This is a genomic window from Kitasatospora phosalacinea (assembly GCF_030268885.1).
GTDB classification, from domain to species: Bacteria; Actinomycetota; Actinomycetes; order Streptomycetales; family Streptomycetaceae; genus Kitasatospora; species Kitasatospora phosalacinea_C.
The window spans coordinates 241,947-257,827 of the sequence record NZ_BSSA01000009.1 but is presented as its reverse complement, the minus strand read 5'-3'; the positions used below and the strand labels follow the sequence as shown (position 1 = coordinate 257,827).

The 15,881-nt window shown below is 75.8% G+C and carries 16 protein-coding genes and 1 tRNA gene; 12 read left to right on the top strand and 5 right to left on the bottom strand.

The window, feature by feature from the left end; genetic code table 11:
• The first annotated feature begins 49 nt into the window (after positions 1 to 49).
• The 3 genes from sph (at position 50) to QSK52_RS16220 (ending at position 3,309) form a co-directional block, all read left to right on the top strand.
• Entirely contained in the window at positions 50 to 1,090 is a 1,041-nt protein-coding gene (gene sph, locus QSK52_RS16230) for a sphingomyelin phosphodiesterase (protein ID WP_435053268.1), read from the top strand.
• 114 nt (positions 1,091 to 1,204) lie between these two features.
• Positions 1,205 to 2,089, top strand: coding sequence for a MerR family transcriptional regulator (locus tag QSK52_RS16225; protein ID WP_285736762.1), 885 nt, complete (start codon positions 1,205 to 1,207; stop codon positions 2,087 to 2,089).
• Positions 2,086 to 3,309 (top strand): glycosyltransferase, encoded by a 1,224-nt coding sequence (locus tag QSK52_RS16220; protein ID WP_285736761.1) that lies wholly within the window; start codon positions 2,086 to 2,088, stop codon positions 3,307 to 3,309. The genes QSK52_RS16225 and QSK52_RS16220 overlap by 4 nt, the downstream gene beginning before the upstream one ends.
• 102 nt (positions 3,310 to 3,411) lie before the next feature.
• Here the strand turns inward: QSK52_RS16220 and QSK52_RS16215 are convergent, their stop codons facing one another.
• Together QSK52_RS16215 and QSK52_RS16210 are read right to left on the bottom strand one after the other, a co-directional pair.
• Positions 3,412 to 3,825 carry a VOC family protein gene (locus QSK52_RS16215; RefSeq protein ID WP_285736760.1) on the bottom strand — a complete coding sequence of 138 codons (414 nt, stop codon included), beginning with the start codon at positions 3,823 to 3,825 and terminating at the stop codon, positions 3,412 to 3,414.
• Positions 3,826 to 3,835: 10 nt separating this feature from the next.
• Positions 3,836 to 4,270 carry a helix-turn-helix transcriptional regulator gene (locus QSK52_RS16210; RefSeq protein ID WP_285736792.1) on the bottom strand — a complete coding sequence of 145 codons (435 nt, stop codon included), beginning with the start codon at positions 4,268 to 4,270 and terminating at the stop codon, positions 3,836 to 3,838.
• A 215-nt stretch (positions 4,271 to 4,485) separates the two neighbouring features.
• Between QSK52_RS16210 and QSK52_RS16205 the strand changes: the two genes are divergently transcribed.
• Both QSK52_RS16205 and QSK52_RS16200 read left to right on the top strand, forming a co-directional pair.
• Positions 4,486 to 4,556: transfer RNA gene (locus QSK52_RS16205), tRNA-Cys, on the top strand.
• A gap of 69 nt (positions 4,557 to 4,625) precedes the next feature.
• On the top strand, positions 4,626 to 6,023 hold the full coding sequence (locus QSK52_RS16200) for an NADP-dependent succinic semialdehyde dehydrogenase (RefSeq protein WP_285736759.1): 1,398 nt from the start codon (positions 4,626 to 4,628) through the stop codon (positions 6,021 to 6,023).
• Between the two features lie 75 nt (positions 6,024 to 6,098).
• Here the strand turns inward: QSK52_RS16200 and QSK52_RS16195 are convergent, their stop codons facing one another.
• Positions 6,099 to 6,365 carry a hypothetical protein gene (locus QSK52_RS16195; protein WP_285736758.1) on the bottom strand — a complete coding sequence of 89 codons (267 nt, stop codon included), beginning with the start codon at positions 6,363 to 6,365 and terminating at the stop codon, positions 6,099 to 6,101.
• A 104-nt stretch (positions 6,366 to 6,469) separates the two neighbouring features.
• Between QSK52_RS16195 and QSK52_RS16190 the strand changes: the two genes are divergently transcribed.
• The 7 genes from QSK52_RS16190 to QSK52_RS16160 all read left to right on the top strand — a co-directional run bounded on the left by QSK52_RS16190 (position 6,470) and on the right by QSK52_RS16160 (position 13,886).
• Positions 6,470 to 7,129, top strand: a complete 660-nt coding sequence (locus QSK52_RS16190) for a cupin domain-containing protein (RefSeq protein ID WP_285736757.1) — start codon at positions 6,470 to 6,472, stop codon at positions 7,127 to 7,129.
• Positions 7,130 to 7,316: 187 nt separating this feature from the next.
• Positions 7,317 to 8,489, top strand: a complete 1,173-nt coding sequence (locus tag QSK52_RS16185; protein ID WP_285736756.1) for a hypothetical protein — start codon at positions 7,317 to 7,319, stop codon at positions 8,487 to 8,489.
• A complete protein-coding gene (locus QSK52_RS16180; protein WP_285736755.1) occupies positions 8,486 to 9,301 on the top strand; it encodes a hypothetical protein in 816 nt (271 codons plus the stop codon). Before QSK52_RS16185 ends, QSK52_RS16180 begins: the two co-directional genes overlap by 4 nt.
• Positions 9,302 to 9,320: 19 nt before the next feature.
• Positions 9,321 to 9,920 carry a hypothetical protein gene (locus QSK52_RS16175; RefSeq protein WP_285736754.1) on the top strand — a complete coding sequence of 200 codons (600 nt, stop codon included), beginning with the start codon at positions 9,321 to 9,323 and terminating at the stop codon, positions 9,918 to 9,920.
• The gene (locus QSK52_RS16170) at positions 9,913 to 11,721 is read left to right on the top strand and encodes an asparagine synthase (protein ID WP_285736753.1); all 1,809 of its coding nucleotides are present in this window, start codon (positions 9,913 to 9,915) and stop codon (positions 11,719 to 11,721) included. The genes QSK52_RS16175 and QSK52_RS16170 overlap by 8 nt, the downstream gene beginning before the upstream one ends.
• A 13-nt stretch (positions 11,722 to 11,734) precedes the next feature.
• Entirely contained in the window at positions 11,735 to 13,057 is a 1,323-nt protein-coding gene (locus tag QSK52_RS16165; RefSeq protein ID WP_285736752.1) for an aldehyde dehydrogenase family protein, read from the top strand.
• Between the two features lie 31 nt (positions 13,058 to 13,088).
• Entirely contained in the window at positions 13,089 to 13,886 is a 798-nt protein-coding gene (locus tag QSK52_RS16160) for a phosphotransferase (protein WP_285736751.1), read from the top strand.
• A gap of 51 nt (positions 13,887 to 13,937) precedes the next feature.
• On the opposite strand, the gene QSK52_RS16155 is transcribed toward QSK52_RS16160, so the two are convergent.
• Both QSK52_RS16155 and QSK52_RS16150 read right to left on the bottom strand, forming a co-directional pair.
• Entirely contained in the window at positions 13,938 to 14,426 is a 489-nt protein-coding gene (locus QSK52_RS16155) for a GNAT family N-acetyltransferase (protein WP_285736750.1), read from the bottom strand.
• Between the two features lie 73 nt (positions 14,427 to 14,499).
• Entirely contained in the window at positions 14,500 to 15,846 is a 1,347-nt protein-coding gene (locus tag QSK52_RS16150) for a M20 metallopeptidase family protein (RefSeq protein ID WP_285736749.1), read from the bottom strand.
• Between the last annotated feature and the right edge of the window lie 35 nt (positions 15,847 to 15,881).

Here is a 15,881-nt window from a genome sequence, read left to right as displayed (position 1 = left end):
ACCCACCGGCCGCCCGCTGTCTTGTCCGCGTCACGGAGGCCCGAGTTGGATGCACAACATCGACCGGCCCTCACTCACCGGAGACCTGATGACCGCGCCCCGCGCCACCCGCACCACCGCCGTGCTCGCCGCCGCCGCAGCCCTGCTGACGACCACGCAGGCCGTCACGGCCGTCACCGCGGCCACCGCCGCGCACGCCGAGACCGCGCCCGCCGCCGTCGCCCCGCTGGACGTGCTCAGCTACAACACCTTCCTGATGAGCACCTCGCTGTACCCGAACTGGGGCCAGGCGCAGCGTGCGCAGGCCATCGCGGGCGCGGACTTCTTCCAGGGCCACGACGTGGTGGTGCTGCAGGAGGCGTTCGACAACGCGGCCTCCGACGCGCTGGCGGCGAAGGCGGCGGGCGCCTACCCGTACCGCACCCCGGTGGTGGGCCGCTCGACCTCCGGGTGGGACGCGACGTCCGGCAGCTACAGCAGCACGACGCCGGAGGACGGCGGGGTGCTGCTGCTGAGCAGGTGGCCGATCCTGCGCAAGGAGCAGTACGTGTTCAAGGACGCGTGCGGGTCGGACTGGTGGTCCAACAAGGGGTTCGTCTACGCGCAGATCAACGTGAACGGGCAGCTCACCCACGTGGTCGGCACGCACCTGCAGTCCACCGACTCCGGCTGCGCGAGCGGGCAGGCCGCGGACGTCCGGGCGAAGCAGCTGCAGGCGATGCGGGCGTTCCTGGACGCGAAGCGGATCCCGGCGAACGAGCCGATCGTGCTGGCGGGCGACCTGAACGTCGACTCGCACGGCGGCGAGTACCCGGCGCTGCTGGCCAACGGGAACCTGGCCCCGGCGACGGCGCGCACCGGCTGGGCGAACTCCTTCGACACCGTCGACAACTCGATCGCGGCCTACCGGTACCCGGGCGAGCCGAAGGAGGACCTGGACTACGTGCTGTACCGGGCCGACCACGCGCGCCCGCAGCAGTACACCAACACGGTGCACCGGTTCCACTCCGCGCCCTGGACGGTGAGCAGTTGGGGCACCTCGTACACGTACACCGACCTGTCGGACCACTACCCGCTGCTGGCGGGCTGAGGCTCCGGTGCCGGGCCGGACGGCCGGGCGCGCCGGTGCGGAAGCGTGTTGACCCTCCCCCCACGTCAGGCTGCACGGTGGGGGAAGCGAACGCACGAACGCGGAGGAGCGCTCATGAGCTGGTCGGTGGGACAGGTCTCGGGTTTCGCCGGGGTCACCGTCCGGACCCTGCACCACTACGACCGGTCCGGGCTGCTGTCGCCCAGCGAACGCAGCCCGGCCGGTTACCGGCTCTACAACGGCGCGGACCTCGCCCGGCTGCAGCAGGTCCTCTTCTACCGGGAACTCGGCTTCCCGCTCGACGAGATCGGCCACATCCTGGCCGACCCGCAGGCGAACGCCCTCGACCACCTGCTGGCCCGGCGCCGGGCGCTCACCGAGCAGATCGACCGGCTGCAGAAGCTCGTCGAGGTCGCCGAGCGGGCCATCACCGTCCAGCGCACGGGCGTCGAACTGAGCCCGGAGGAGCGGTTCGAGGTCTTCGGGGACGTGGTCTTCGACCTCAGCTACGCCGCCGACGCCCACCTCAAGTGGGGCGAGCGGGAGAGCCACCGGGAGGCGCTGGCCCGCGCGGCCGCCCACTCGAAGGAGGACTGGCGGCAGCTGATGGCGGAGGCCGCCGAGTGGCGCGGCCGCCTGCTGGCCGCCTTCGACGCGGGCCTCCCGGCCGACGACGGGACGGTGCTGGCCCTGGCCGAGGAGCACCGGCAGCACATCGGCCGGTGGTTCACGCCCTGCCCGCCCGAGATGCACTGCCGGATCGCCGACGACTACGAGGCCGACGCCCGCGCCTTCGCGCTCGTCGTACCGGCGGCCGAGCAACGCCCGGGGCTGGCCGGCTACCTCCGGACGGCGATCGGCCGCAACGCCGAACGGCAGCGCCGCGGGCAGCAGGGCGCCGAGCAGCAGCACGGCGGGCAGCAGGGCGCCGAGCGCGGCAGCACGGACACCGGCAGCACGGGCACCGGCAGCACGGACGGTACGGGGGCGGCGCGATGAGGGTCCTGATCACGGCCGCCGGCTCGTACGGCGACGTCGCCCCCTACACCGGGCTCGGGGTGCGGCTGCGCGCCGAGGGGCACGAGGTCGCGCTCGCCGCGCCGGAGCTCTTCCGCGGGCTGGTGTCCGACAGCGGTCTGGAGTTCCGCGCGCTGCCGGTCGATCCGCGCGCGGCGCCCCCGGGCGGTCGGCGCGGCCGTTCGGAGCTGCTCGCCCGGGCGGCGGCCTTCGTCGAGCGGCTGGGCGACGCCCTGGCCGACGCGGCCGAGCCGGGGGCCGACCTGCTGCTGTCCGCCACCACCACCGCGCCGCTGGGCTGGCACCTCGCCGAGGCGATGGACGTCCCGAGCCTCGGCGTCTACCTGCAACCCACCGCGCCGACCGGGGAGTTCCCGCCGGTCGTCGGCGGGGTCCGTCCGCTGGGGAGGTGGGGCAACCGGGCGGCGGGCGCGTTCGGGCAGCGGGTCGTCGACCGGCTGCACGCCGGGGCCGCGCGCCGGTTGCGGTCACGGCTGGGGCTGCCGACGCTCTCCCAGGGGGCTCGGCGCCGGGCGGTGGAGCGGGCGGGCTGGCCGGTGCTGCACGGGTTCAGTCCGGCCCTCGTCCCGCGTCCGGGCGACTGGCGGGAGGGGTTGCGCGTGGTCGGCAACTGGTGGCCGCACGTCACGCCGGACCGGCGGCTCCCGGCCGAGGTGGAGGACTTCCTGCGGGCCGGGCCGCCGCCGGTGTTCGTCGGGTTCGGCAGCGCGGCGGCGGACCGGGGCGGGGAGTTGGGCGCCCTCGTGGTGGAGGCGCTGCGGCGGGCGGGGGTGCGCGGTGTGCTGCAGGCGGGTTGGGCGGGGCTGGCCGGGGCGGGGGACGACGTGCTGTGCGTCGGGGAACTCCCGCACGCCCTGCTGTTCCCGCGCGTGGCGGCCGTCGTGCACCACGCCGGTGCCGGTACGGCGGCCGCGGCGCTCCGGGCCGGGGTCCCGAGCGTTCCGGTGCCCGTGCTGGCGGACCAGCCCTTCTGGGCGGACCGGCTGGCCCGGTTCGGCGCCGCCACCGCGCCGGTCCGGTTCGCGGAGTTGACGGCCGCCGGGTTGGCGCGGGCCGTCCGCACGGCCGTGACGGACCCGCTGCTGCGCGTCCGGGCGGAGGCGGGGGCCCGGGCGATGGCCGACGAGGACGGGGCAGCCCGGGTCGCGGAGGCGGTGGCCGAGCTGGGGAGGGGCCGGTAGGCGGGCGCAGCCGCCGGGCCCGGGCGGGCGCGTCCCGGGTGCGCGCGGACGCCGCCCGTCCGGGGGTTCGGGCGGGCGGCGTCCGCGGGCGCGCGGTGGCTGCTACTGGCGGGGCTGGGCGAAGCGGACCATGTTGCCGGCCGGGTCGCGGAAGGCGCAGTCGCGGACGCCGTAGGGCTGGTCCATCGGCTCCTGGAGCACGTCGGCCCCGGTGGCGCGGATCCTCTCGAAGGTGGCGTCGCAGTCGGGGGTGCGGAAGTTGACGGCGCGCAGCAGGCCCTTGGCGAGCAGTTCGGCGGCGGCCTGGCGGTCGGCGTCGGTGGCGCCGGGGTCGGCGACCGGGGGTTCGAGCACGACCTCGACCTCGGGCTGGGCGGCCGAGCCGAGGGTGACCCAGCGCATACCCTCGAAGCCGACGTCGTTGCGCACCTCCAGGCCGAGGGCGTCGCGGTAGAAGCCGAGGGCGGCGTCGTGGTCGTCCACGGCGATGAAGCACTGCGAGAGCTTGATGTCCATGCCCCCGACGCTACTGACCGCCCGCGCCTTCCGCTTCTCCGTTCCTGATCTCCTGCGCCGGGGCCTGTGCCGGGGCCTGCTGCGGGCGGCCGGTGTCGGTGCCGCGGATCGGGCGGGTGAGGTACATCGCGACGCAGGCGGTGATGTGTTCGGCGGCGCTGTGGTCGCGGGCCCGGTAGGCGCTGGGGCTCTCGCCGACGAGTTCGGTGAAGCGGGTGCTGAAGGAGCCCAGCGAGGTACAGCCGACGGCCATGCAGACCTCGGTGACGGACAGGTCGCCGCGGCGCAGCAGGGTCTTGGCGCGTTCGATGCGGCGGGTCATCAGGTAGCTGTACGGGGTTTCGCCGTACGCGGCGCGGAAGCTGCGCTGGAAGTGGCCGACGGACATCAGGGCGACCTTGGCGAGGGCGGCGACGTCCAGCGGTTCGGCGTAGTCGCGGTCCATGGTGTCGCGGGCCCTGCGGAGGCGTTTGAGGTCGTCGATCTGCACGGCGCCCAGGGTAGTCGGGAGGTCGGACGCGCCGGGCGGGGACGGGAGGATGATCTGCCGGACGTTCGTCGTACTTCGGAAGGGGCGTGGCATTCGGGTGAGTTCCGGGTGGGTCGGATTCCCGTCGGCGGTTTTCCCGCTGCTAGTTTCTGAGTCACGCGAGGGAGCCCGGTGGAGTGGCCGAGAGGCGAGGCAGCGGCTTGCAGGGCCGCTTACATAGGTTCGATTCCTGTCTCCACCTCCTCGCTCCCCCCGGTCGTCCGCCCCCCGCCCGGCTGGCCGGGCGGCAGTCGAGGAGGGAGTGGCCCTGATGGCCATCGCCACCGTCAATCCGGCCGACGGCCGCACCGTCGAGGTCTTCGATCCGCTGGACGAGGCCGCCGTGGAGCGCCGGTTGGCCCGGGCGCAGTCGGCGTTCGAGTCCTGGCGGCTGACCACGTTCGCGCACCGCGCCGAACTGATGCACCGGGCCGCGGAGTTGCTCGACCGGGCGAACGACGAGGTCGCCCGGACGATGACCCTGGAGATGGGCAAGCCGCTGGCGCAGGCCCGGGCCGAGGCGGCGAAGTGCGCGAAGGCGATGCGCTGGTACGCCGACCGGGCCGAGGCGCTGCTCGCCGACGAGCACCCGGCGGCGGAGGACGTCGCGGACTCGGGCGGGGCGTCGGCGTTCGTCCGGTACCGACCGCTGGGAGCGGTGCTGGCGGTGATGCCGTGGAACTTCCCGTTCTGGCAGGTGGTGCGGTTCGCCGCGCCCGCGCTGATGGCGGGCAACGTGGGCCTGCTGAAGCACGCCTCGAACGTGCCGCGCACCGCGCTGGCGCTGGAGGAGCTGTTCGCCCGGGCCGGGTTCCCGCAGGGCTGCTTCCAGACGCTGCTGATCGGCTCGTCCACGGTGGAGGCGGTGATCCGGGACGAGCGGGTGGCCGCGGTGACGCTGACCGGCAGCGAGGGCGCGGGCCGGTCGGTGGCGGCGGTCGCCGGGGACGAGATCAAGAAGACGGTGCTGGAGCTGGGCGGCAGCGACCCGTTCCTGGTGCTGCCCTCGGCGGACGTGGCGGCCGCGGCGGAGCGGGCCGTGACGGCACGGGTGCAGAACAACGGGCAGTCCTGCATCGCCGCGAAGCGCTTCGTCGTGCACGCGGACGTGTACGAGGAGTTCCTGTCGGCGTTCACGGCCCGGATGCGGGCGCTGACGGTCGGCGACCCGATGGCGGAGGGCACCGAGGTCGGGCCGCTGGCCACCGAGCAGGGCCGCACCGACCTGGAGGAGCTGGTCGCGGACGCGGTCGGGCACGGCGCGTCCGTCGAGTGCGGCGGCGGCCGGCCGGACGATCCGGCGCTGGGGGGCGGCTGGTACTACCTGCCGACGGTGCTGACCGGGGTGACCCCCCGGATGCGGATCCACCGCGAGGAGGCGTTCGGCCCGGTCGCCACCGTGTACCGGGTCGCCGACCTGGACGAGGCGATCGCCGTCGCCAACGACTCGCCGTTCGGCCTGAGTTCGAACGTCTGGACCACGGACGACGCGGACCGCGAGCGGTGCGTGCGCGACCTGCGGGCGGGCGGCGTCTTCTTCAACGGCATGACGGCCTCGCACCCGGCGTTCCCGTTCGGCGGCGTCAAGCGCTCCGGCTACGGACGGGAGCTGTCCGGTCACGGCATCCGCGAGTTCTGCAACGTCACCACGGTGTGGTCCGCGGGCTGAGCCGCGGGCGCGGGCAGCCGCGGCGGGGCCGGTCCGGAGCGTTCCTCCGGACCGGCCCCGCCGCGTTGCCGCAGGTCAGGCGGCGTGGGTGCGTGGGTGGGCGTGCGGGTGGGCGTGTTCGCGGCGACCGATGAACTGGGCGACGAACGCGACGATGGTGACGGCCCACACCACCGAGAACACGATCAGCAGCCAGAGCTGGTTGATCTGCGCCGCGACCAGGCCGAGGCCCAGCGACAGCCCGAGCAGGAAGACCAGTGAGGAGTTGTGCTTGGCGGTCAGCCAGGCGACCAGCCGGTGGAACGGTCCGGGCCGCGGCGTTCCGGTAGCGATCGTGGACATCGCTCTCACCTCCACAGAGTTCGGCGTCCGTTCGAGTATCCCGCTGGTCAGCGCCCCCGGCAGCCCGGGTAGCATCACGGCGAACAGCGGCGAGGGGGACGGTGATGTCGAGGCACGGGGGGCTGCGGGCCCTGGAACGGCTGGCGTCCGGGCTGCCGGACGGCGCCGAGCTGTACCGGTTGCGCCCGGACGGGCGGGTGCTGCGCGCGGACCGCACCGGCGGGCGGGAGCTCGGCCCGCAGGACCCGGACAGCGGGCTGCTGCGCTTCATCGACGACCGGCAGTGGGCGCACTACTTCATCGGGGACGCCGCGACCTCCCCGGAGCGCCCGTCGAACGCCACCTACAAGCTGGGCCTGGTCGCCCCGCACAGCGCGTTCACCCCGCACGCGCACGGCGGTGAGCACCTGGTGCTGGCGCTCGGCCCGGCCTCCTGCGGCCTGTACGACGCGCGGCGGCGCCGGGTGGTGGAGGTCCGGCTCGCGCCGGGCACGCTGATCCGGATCCCCGAGCTGATGCCGCACTCCTTCGGCAACCGGGGCGGCGACCGGCTGGCGATCCTGGCGGCGAACACCGGTTACGGCATCGACCACGAGGACTACGCGATCACCGCGGAGGCCGCCGAGCGGCGCGGCGAACCCGAACTCGCGGCCGCGCTGCGGGAGGTGACGGCCGCCCAGCGGCCGGGTACGGTCACCCTCCGGGAGCGGGTCGCGCACCGGCTGCGGTTGGCGGCGGCCGCGCTGGAGGACGGCGGCCGGTGAGGCTGCCGGGGGACGGCCCGGTCGGCGCCCGCGCCCGGTGCAACGCTCCGGCCGTCGCCCGCGTCCGAGAAGGTGTCCGACCACGGCGCTCCCCGCCCGTCCGCCGCTCCCCGCCCGTTCCGTCGTCCGCTGTGCCGCCCCGTTCCCTGCCCGACCGAGGACGCCCGTCGACCTGGGAGGACGCCCGATGATCTGCCCGCACTGCCGCCACGACCGCCGACAGCGGGAGCGCACCGGCCACACCTGCTCGAACTGCCGGAAGGTGTTCGCGCTCGACCCGAAGGTCGAGCCGGGGCGCCTGCACGACCTGAAGTTCCGCGAGCTGGTGGCGAAGTCCGCCCCCGACGGGCTGCGGATCACCGTCGAGCAGCTGTACTGGATGAACGAGCGCCGCCTGTACCGCTTCCCGACCGGCCCGCGACCGCGCGGCAGCGTGACCGCCGGGACGGTGCTGGGGGTGGTCGCCGTCGTCACGGCCTCGCTGGCCGTCGGCATCGGCGGCCTCGCCCACCTGCTGCTGGGCCTGCCCGCGCTCTTCCTCGGCTGGCGCTCCTACCGGCAGTTCCGCGACACGGGCCGCTACCACCCGCCGCAGCCGTTCAGGTCCTGGCTCCGACTCGCCGACTTCGAGCAGCGGGTGGTGCCCCGCTGGCGCCAGGTGTACGGGTCGCTGCCGGACGGGCTGGTGGACGGCGCCCCGTCCGCGGCCGTCCCCGCCCGGCCGTCGGACCCCCGGGCCGTGGTGCTGTGCGAACTGCCGGGCGTGGCCGCGTTCCTGCAGCTCAACGGCTTCGCCGAGCGTCACCGGGTGCTGCTGCAGCAGCAGCCCGGGCAGGTCCCGGCCGGGCTGCCGGTGGTGGTGGTGCGCGACCTGTCGCTGGACGCGCTGGCCCGGTCGGCGGAGCTGCGCGCGAGGTTCACGGGCCACCGGGTGGTGGACTGCGGGCTGCTGCCGCGCTCCGTCCAGCTGCCCGCGCGGATGGTCCGGCTGCGCGACGCGGGCAGGCGGCGGCAGGAGCCGCCGACCGCCCTGGCCGACTCCCCGGCGTGGCAGCGCCTGCCGGAGGAGGAGCGGGACTGGCTGTGCGACGGCTGGTCCTCGCCGCTGATCACCCTGCCGCCCGTGAAGCTGATGGCCATGGTGGACAGGGCCGTCGAGCGGGCCCTCGCCGCGCCGCCCGTCGCCCCGCCCGTCGCGCTGACCAAGACGGGGAGCGGGAGCGAGGGCGCGGCCGAGAGCGCGGCCGAGACCCGGCGGCGGGCCGAGCGGATCGGCTTCCTCACCTGGCCGCAGGCCGTCCCCGCCCAGCGCACCGGCTCCAGCACCCCTGCTCCGCACCCGAAGGGCGGCGGCCGATGATCCCGGTACCCGAACGGCTGCTCGACCGGGCCCTGCGGCGGGCTGCCGAACGCTGCGCCAGCCCTGGCCGACTCGCCTTCACCGCACGGCAGTTGTGCTACGAGACGGACCGGGTGCTGTTCCCGCTGCACCGCGGCCCGCACCGGCTGCGGTACACCACCCGGCCGCTGCTGTCCGAGGCCCGGTTCGCGGCCGCGCTGGCCCGGCACCCCGAGCTGGACGTCCTGCCGGACGCCCCGGCCGCGCCGCCGCACCGGCCCGGGCCGGAGGGCGACCTGTACGACTACGCCTTCCCCCGGCTGCTGGTCTGCCAGGACCCGGGGATCGCGGGCATGCTGCGGGCCAACCGGCTGCACCTGGAGGGGGCCTGCCCGGTCCTGACCCCGGAGCGGCTGCCGCTGGACGAGCGGCTGCTGGCCGCGATGCGGCGGGCCGACGGGGCGGTGGTGCACGTGCTGCACGACGCCTCCCCGGCGGGGCTGGCCCTGTTCCTGCGGGTGCGCGAGCACGCCGGGCCCCGGCTGCGGGTGCGCACCGCGGGGCTGCTGCCGCGGCACGCCGCCGCCCTGCACCTGGCCGCACTGTCCGGCCACCCCCGGTGCGCGGTCGGGGAGCTGCCCGCGGAGCTGCCCGTCGCCGAGCGGCTCTGGCTGGCGGGCGGACGGGTCGCCGAGCTGGCCGCCGTCCGCCCGGCCCGGCTGCTGCGGACCGTGCTGCGCACCGTCCGCGGCGGCGGCTTCGCCCCGCCCGCCCGTCCGGCCGCGCCCACCCGGGCCCGTGACACCGGTTTCCTGACCTGGCCGACGCCCTGACCCCCCGAGGACGAGGACGATGACGCAGCCACCCGAAATCACCTACAGCGACGAGCTGTTGGCCGACGGCACGGTGCACCGCAGGTACTCCGACGGCCGCAGCGAATGGCGCAGCCGCGGCGGCGACGGCCGGATCCACTGGCGCGACGACCGGGGCGACTCCGGCACCGACGAGCGGCTGGGCCGCGACCTGGTCAAGCGCGTCCACGCGGACGGCCGGGTCGGCTACGGCCGCGACATCGGCTACGGCCGCACGGTGTGGGGGCAGGGCCGGTACGTGCTGGTCAACCGCAGTTCGTTCCCGGGCCGGGTCGGCGTGGTGCTCGGCGCCCTCGGTCTGGGCGCGGGCATCGCCGCCGCGCATTACGCACCCGAGTTCCTCTCCGCTGACGACGAGGAGGAACTGCGCCGCCGGGCGGCCGAGCACGCCCGCTCCGGGGGCGACGGCGGCAGCGGCGGGGACGGCGGCTTCGACGACGGCGGCTTCGACGACGGGGACGACCGGGACGACCACCGGCCCGACGACGGCTTCGACGCGGACGGGTTCGGGAGCGCCGGGGACGGCGCCGACGGCGGCGACCCGGTGGACGACGGCTGGGACGGGGACGACTTTGGCTGAGCCGTGGCTGGAGACGACCACCCGCGCCGCCGCCCCCGGCCGCGCGGCCCCGCACCGTCCGGCCCGCTACGCGGTCAGTTCGCTGCCCGCCCCGGCCCGCGCCCCCGAACCCGGCCTGGTGGCCGGGCCGTTCGAGGCGGCGGGGCGGCACGTGTCGGCGTCCCTGCTCGCCGGAGTGCCGGGGTACGCCGACGGGCCGTTCACGGCGGACGGGCGTACCGCGGTCGGCGAGGTGACGCTGCACAACCGGGACGAGCTGCTGGCCGCGCTGGCCGCTGCCGGGCGTCCGGCCGGACCGTCCTGCCCGGACGGGGAGTTGCTGCTGCGCTGCTGGCTGGCGCTGGGCGCGGACGGGCTGCGGGCCGCGGACGGGATGTTCACCCTGGCGGTGCTGGACGGGCCGGACCTGGTGCTGGTGCGCGACCACGTCGGTGCCCGCACCGCGTTCCACTGCCGGACGGCCGACGGCGGCTGGGCGGCGTCCAGTTCGCTGCGGGCACTGCGGGACCGGCCGGACGTGGACACCGGGCTGGACCTGGCGGCGGTGCGCTCCTTCCTGACCTTCGCCTACCTGCCGGGCGAGGAGACCCTGCTGCGCGGCGTCCACGAGCTGCTGCCCGGCCGGGTCACCCGGCTGCGGCCGGACGGGCGGGTGGAGGTGGAGGCGTTCTGGGAGCCGCGGGCCGGGTCGGCGGACCACGACCTGACGGACCGTCAGCATGCCGACGGGCTGAGGGAGTTGCTGGAGCGGGCGGTGTCCCGGCGGCTGCCGGAGGGCGGGTCGGAGGTGGCGGTGCTGCTGTCCGGCGGGGTGGACAGCTCGCTGGTGACGGCGCTGGCCGCCCGCCTGCACCCGGGGACGGTGCGCACCTACTCGATCAGCTTCGGTGCCGAACTGCCCAACGAGCTGGGCTACTCGGGGCTGGTGGCGGCGCACTGCGGGACGGCGCACCGGGTGCTGACGGTGCCCGGGGAGCAGGTCGCGGCGCGCCTGGCGGACACCGTGGCGCTGCTGGACAGCCCGGTCGGGGACCCGCTGACGGTGCCGAACCTGATGCTGGCGGAGGCGGTGGCGGGCGACGGGATCGCGGTGTCGCTGAACGGGGAGGGCGGCGACCCGGTGTTCGGCGGGCCGAAGAACCTGCCGATGCTGGTGTTCGAGCTGATGCGGGAGGACGGTGCGGCGCGGGCCCGGGCCGACGCCTACCTGCACACCTACCGCAAGTGCTGGGAGGACCTGCCGGTGCTGCTCACCGGGGAGGCGCTGGCCGCGCTGGAGGCGGCCCCGCACCCGCGGCGGCACGTCGAACCGTACCTGGACGACCGGCGGATGCCGTCGCTGCTGGACCAGTTGCTGCACTGCAACCTGCGGACCAAGGGCGCGCACCACATCCTGACCAAGGTGGAGCGGCTGACCGCCTCGCAGGGCGTGCAGGGGCGCTCGCCGCTGTTCGACCGGCGGGTGGTGGACCACGCGTTCGCCACCCCGCCCGCCCTCAAGCTCCGCGGCACGGAGGAGAAGTGGATCCTCAAGGAGGCGGTGCGCGACCTGCTGCCCGACACCGTCACCTACCGGCCCAAGAGCGGCATGCGGGTGCCGGTGCAGCAGTGGCTGCGCGGTCCGCTCAGCGAACTGGCCGCCGACCTGCTGCTGGGCCCGACCGCCCGGGCCCGCGGCCTGTTCCGGGCGGACACCGTGGAGACCTGGATGCGCGGCGGCGGGCTGCTGCTGCCCCGCCAGGGCGGCAAGCTGTGGCTGCTGCTCACCCTCGAACTGTGGCTGCGCGCGTACGACGTGTGAGGGAGAACTGCTGATGGAACTGATCGACCCCCGCACCGGCGAGGTGCGCGGCACCCAACGGCCCGGCCGGGACGGCGAGGTGGCGGCCGCGGTGTCCGCCGCCCGGTCGGCCCGGGCCGGGTGGGCCGGGCTGACGCCGCGCGAGCGGCAGCGGCGGCTGGCCGCGCTGGCGGAGCTGATCGAGCGGCACGCGGACGCGTACGTGGCCGCCGAGTGCGCGGGCACCGGGAAGCCGCCCACGGAGGCCGCGGGCGAAGTCGCCGAGGTGGCCGACCTGTTCCGGTTCTACGGCGGTGCGGCGCGGGCCGCGACCGCGCCCGCCGCCGGTGACTACCTGGCCGGGCACCAGAGTTGGGTGCGCTGGGAGCCGGTCGGGGTGGTGGCGGCCGTGGTGCCGTGGAACTACCCGCTGCTGATGGCGGGTTGGCGCTGCGCACCGGCGCTCGCCGCGGGCAACCCGGTGGTCCTCAAGCCTGCCGAGACCACCCCCGACAGCGCCCTGCTGCTCGCCGAGCACGCCGAACAGGCCCTCGGGCCGGGCGTGTTGACCACCCTGCCGGGCGACCGGCAGACCGGCCGCCTGCTGGTCGGCGCGGGCTGCGACCTGATCGCCTTCACCGGCAGCCCGGCGGGCGGCGCGGACGTGGCCGCCCGCGCCGGGCTCACCCCCGTCAGCCTCGAACTCGGCGGCAACAGCCCGGTGCTGGTGCTGCCCGACGCCCCGGCCGACACCTGGCGGCAGCTCGCCGCCGCCTGCACGTACAACGCCGGGCAGAGCTGCGCGGCGCCCGCCCGGGTGATCGTGCTGGGCCCTGGGTACGAGCGGGCGGTGGCCGAGCTGGCCGCGGCGATGGCCGAGCGGCACGCCGGGCGGGACTTCGGGCCGCTCAACAACCCCGACCAGGCGGCCCGTTACGACCGGATCGTGGCCGCCTCCGGCGCGAAGGCCGTGCACACCGCGCCCGGCCGCGACGACGGGCTGTGGCGGCCCGCGACCGTGCTGGCCGACCTGCCCGACGACGACCCGGCCGTGGTGCAGGAGGTGTTCGGGCCGCTGCTGACCGTCCAGCGCGCCGAGACCCCGGACGCGGCCGTGGCGCTGGCCGAGTCCGTCCCGCAGGCGCTGGCCGCCTCCGTCTGGACCACCGACCTGTCCACCGGCCTGGCCCTCACCGACCGCCTCTCGGCCGGCGAGGTCTGGCTCAACTGCCACCTCGCCCAGTCCGCCGAACTCCCGCACAGCGGCCGCCGCTCCTCCGGCGCGGGCACCGACCTGTCGGTGCTGGCCCTGCGCGAGTACCAGCGCGCGAAGACCGTCACGGCCCGGCTGCTCTGAGCGGCTCCCGCACGGAGGAGGAGGATCGGGGATGGACGACCGGGAGCTGCTGACCGGCGGGCTGGCGAACGCGGGCGCCGTGGTGCGGCGCGGGGACGCGGTGGAGCGGCCCGCGCCCCCGCACGCCGGGGCGTTGCACGGGTTCCTGACCCGGCTGCGGGCGGGCGGGTTCGCGGGGGCGCCGGTGCCGCTGGGGCCGGTGGCGGACGGCCGGGAGCGCCTGGAGTTCCTGCCCGGGGAGGTCGCGGTGCCGCCGTACCCGGCGTGGGCGCTGGGCGAGGAGGCGCTGGTGTCGGTGGCCCGGCTGCTGCGCCGCTGGCACGCGGCGAGCGCCCGGACGCCGTTCGACCCGGCGGCCGACTGGCCGACGGAGTTCGCGGACCCGGAGGGCGGGCCGCTGCTGTGCCACAACGACGTGTGCGCGGAGAACGTGGTCTTCCGCGCGGGCGGGGCCGCCGCGCTGATCGACTTCGACTTCGCCGCCCCCGGCCGCCCGCTCTGGGACGTCGCCCTGGCGGCCCGCTACTGGGTGCCGGTGCTGGACCCGACGACGGCCGCCGAGACCGATCGCGCCCGTCTCGAAGTGCCGCACCGGCTGGTCCTGTTCGCCGACGCGTACGGCCTGCCGCCGGGCGACCGCCTCGCCCTGCCGTCCGTCCTGGAGCAGGCCACCGCGGTCTGCCGCGCCTTCGTCGCCCGCCGGGTCGCCGCCGGGGACACCGCGTTCACCGGTTACTTCGAGGCGTACGGCGGCTGGGTCCGCTGGGACCGGCTGCAGTCCTGGCTGGCCGGTCAACGGCCGCTGCTGGAGCGGGAGTTGAGGGCTTGACGGAGTCGTCCGGGCGGGCGGTGGCCAAGGCGTTCCGGGTGTGAGGAGCCGTCACGCCAGGGACTTGCGCATCAGGGTGCAGACCGTCTCGTACCAGCGGAGGGTGCCGTCCTCGTCCTCGACGTCCCAGGCGTCGGGGACGTGGCCGAAGGGGCGGTAGCCGAGGCGTTCGTAGAGGGCGCGGGCGCGCGGGTTGGTGTCCTCGACGGCGAGCTCGGCGACGGTGAGGCCGCGGGCGGTGATGCGGTGCTCGGCGGCGCGGATCAGGAGGGTGCCGATGCCGCAGGACTGCAGGGCCGGGTGGACGCCGAGCTGCCAGAGCGTGCCCGCGCCGGGCGCGGGCACGTAGTCGACGCCGCCGACCGCGACGGGGAGGCCGACCGGGGTGCACACCGCCAGGTAGTCGACCTCGCCGGCCTCGGCGCGGCGGATCTGGTGGACGAGTTCGCGCACGTGCCTGGGCGAGCCGGCCCAGCCGCAGGAGGGCAGGTCGGCCTCGGCGAGGTCGCGCACCGACAGGCGCAGCGTGACGTCGTCCATCCTCGCCCTCCCGGTTCGCGGCGGCGGCCGGCTCCCATTGCAGCAGGTGAACTCCCCTGCTGTCCAAGGCGTTTCAGGAGTCGGCAACCGGGAGCAGGCGACCGCTCAGGTGGTCGACGGCGAGGTGGGCGTGCAGCCGGACGCCCACCGGGAGGGTGTCGTCGTCGAGGTAGAAGCGCGGGTTGTGGTTGGGGACGAGGCCGCGGCCGCCGGGGGTGGGGACGGGGGTGCCCGCGGCGTCGAGCTCGGTGTCCTGGGCGCCGAGCATGACGTACAGGCCGCCGTGGGCGTTGACGAACTCGGAGACGTCGTCGTAGCCGAGGGTGGCGGAGGTCTCCAGGACGCGGTCCGCGCCGACCACCCGGCGCAGGGAGGGCAGGGCGGCGTCCAGCCACTCCCGGCGGTTGTTGACGGCGGGGACGTCCTGCAGGTGTTCGACGGTGGCGGTGCAGCCGTACGCCTCGGCGGTGCGCTCGGCGAGGCGGGTCAGGCGCTGCTGGACCTCGGCCATGTCGGACTCGATCGCGCAGCGGACGGTGCCCCAGAGGGTGACGTGCTCGCCGATGATGTTGAAGCGGCCGACGTCCTCGACGTGGCCGATGCTGACGGTGACGGGGTGGTAGGCGTCGAGCTGGCGGTAGAGCTGGCCGATGCCGGTCACGATCGCGGCGGCGGGCGGCATCGGGTCGACGCCCTGCCAGGGGGTGGAGCCGTGCACCTGGCGGCCGGTCACGGTGATCTTGACCAGGCAGGAGGCGGCGTACTGGTTCCCGGCCCGGTAGCCGACGTGGCCCTTGGGGAGCGGGGTGAGGTGCATGCCGAACACCATGGTGGGTTCGGGGTCGGCGAGGGCGTGTTCGGCGAGCATCCGGCGGGCCCCTCCGGTTTCGCCGACCGGCGGCCCCTCCTCGGCCGGTTGGAACACGAACAGCACGGTGCCGGGCAGCCGCTCGCGCACCCCGGCGAGGACGGTCGCGGCGCCGAGCAGCATCGCGGTGTGACCGTCGTGGCCGCAGGCGTGCGAGACCGGGAACGGGCCGCCCGGGTAGTCGCGGTCCACGGTCGAGGAGGCGAAGTCGGCACCGCACAGGTCGACCACCGGCAGTGCGTCGGTGTCGGCCCGCAGTGCCACCACCCGCTCGCCGCGCCGACCGCCGCGCAGCACCCCGACCACGCCGTGCCCGGCGATGCCGGTGCGGACCTCGTCCAGGCCGAGCGCGGCCAGCTGCTCGGCGATCAGCGCGGCCGTGGCGCTCTCCCGGTTGGACAGCTCGGGGTGGCGGTGCAGGTGGCGGCGCCAGGCGATCACCTGCTCGGCGGCGGCCGCGCTGCGGCGGTCCAGTTCCGCGTACAGCTCGGCGGACGGGTCGGCGGACGACGCTGCGGTCGCCTCGGCGGACGGGTCGACGGTCTGTGCCACGGGTCTCCTCCCGGTCGGTCCCCCCGATGCGGCCC

What these genes read in the sequence shown, in the direction of transcription:
- QSK52_RS16155 (WP_285736750.1), bottom strand. Translation starts at nt 14,426, where the DNA reads ATGGACGACGTCACGCTGCGCCTGTCGGTGCGCGACCTCGCCGAGGCC.
- sph (WP_435053268.1), top strand. Translation starts at nt 50, where the DNA reads ATGCACAACATCGACCGGCCCTCACTCACCGGAGACCTGATGACCGCG.
- QSK52_RS16210 (WP_285736792.1), bottom strand. Translation starts at nt 4,270, where the DNA reads ATGGACCGCGACTACGCCGAACCGCTGGACGTCGCCGCCCTCGCCAAG.
- QSK52_RS16190 (WP_285736757.1), top strand. Translation starts at nt 6,470, where the DNA reads ATGTCGAGGCACGGGGGGCTGCGGGCCCTGGAACGGCTGGCGTCCGGG.
- QSK52_RS16220 (WP_285736761.1), top strand. Translation starts at nt 2,086, where the DNA reads ATGAGGGTCCTGATCACGGCCGCCGGCTCGTACGGCGACGTCGCCCCC.
- QSK52_RS16160 (WP_285736751.1), top strand. Translation starts at nt 13,089, where the DNA reads ATGGACGACCGGGAGCTGCTGACCGGCGGGCTGGCGAACGCGGGCGCC.
- QSK52_RS16225 (WP_285736762.1), top strand. Translation starts at nt 1,205, where the DNA reads ATGAGCTGGTCGGTGGGACAGGTCTCGGGTTTCGCCGGGGTCACCGTC.
- QSK52_RS16175 (WP_285736754.1), top strand. Translation starts at nt 9,321, where the DNA reads ATGACGCAGCCACCCGAAATCACCTACAGCGACGAGCTGTTGGCCGAC.
- QSK52_RS16180 (WP_285736755.1), top strand. Translation starts at nt 8,486, where the DNA reads ATGATCCCGGTACCCGAACGGCTGCTCGACCGGGCCCTGCGGCGGGCT.
- QSK52_RS16165 (WP_285736752.1), top strand. Translation starts at nt 11,735, where the DNA reads ATGGAACTGATCGACCCCCGCACCGGCGAGGTGCGCGGCACCCAACGG.
- QSK52_RS16195 (WP_285736758.1), bottom strand. Translation starts at nt 6,365, where the DNA reads ATGTCCACGATCGCTACCGGAACGCCGCGGCCCGGACCGTTCCACCGG.
- QSK52_RS16185 (WP_285736756.1), top strand. Translation starts at nt 7,317, where the DNA reads ATGATCTGCCCGCACTGCCGCCACGACCGCCGACAGCGGGAGCGCACC.
- QSK52_RS16200 (WP_285736759.1), top strand. Translation starts at nt 4,626, where the DNA reads ATGGCCATCGCCACCGTCAATCCGGCCGACGGCCGCACCGTCGAGGTC.
- QSK52_RS16215 (WP_285736760.1), bottom strand. Translation starts at nt 3,825, where the DNA reads ATGGACATCAAGCTCTCGCAGTGCTTCATCGCCGTGGACGACCACGAC.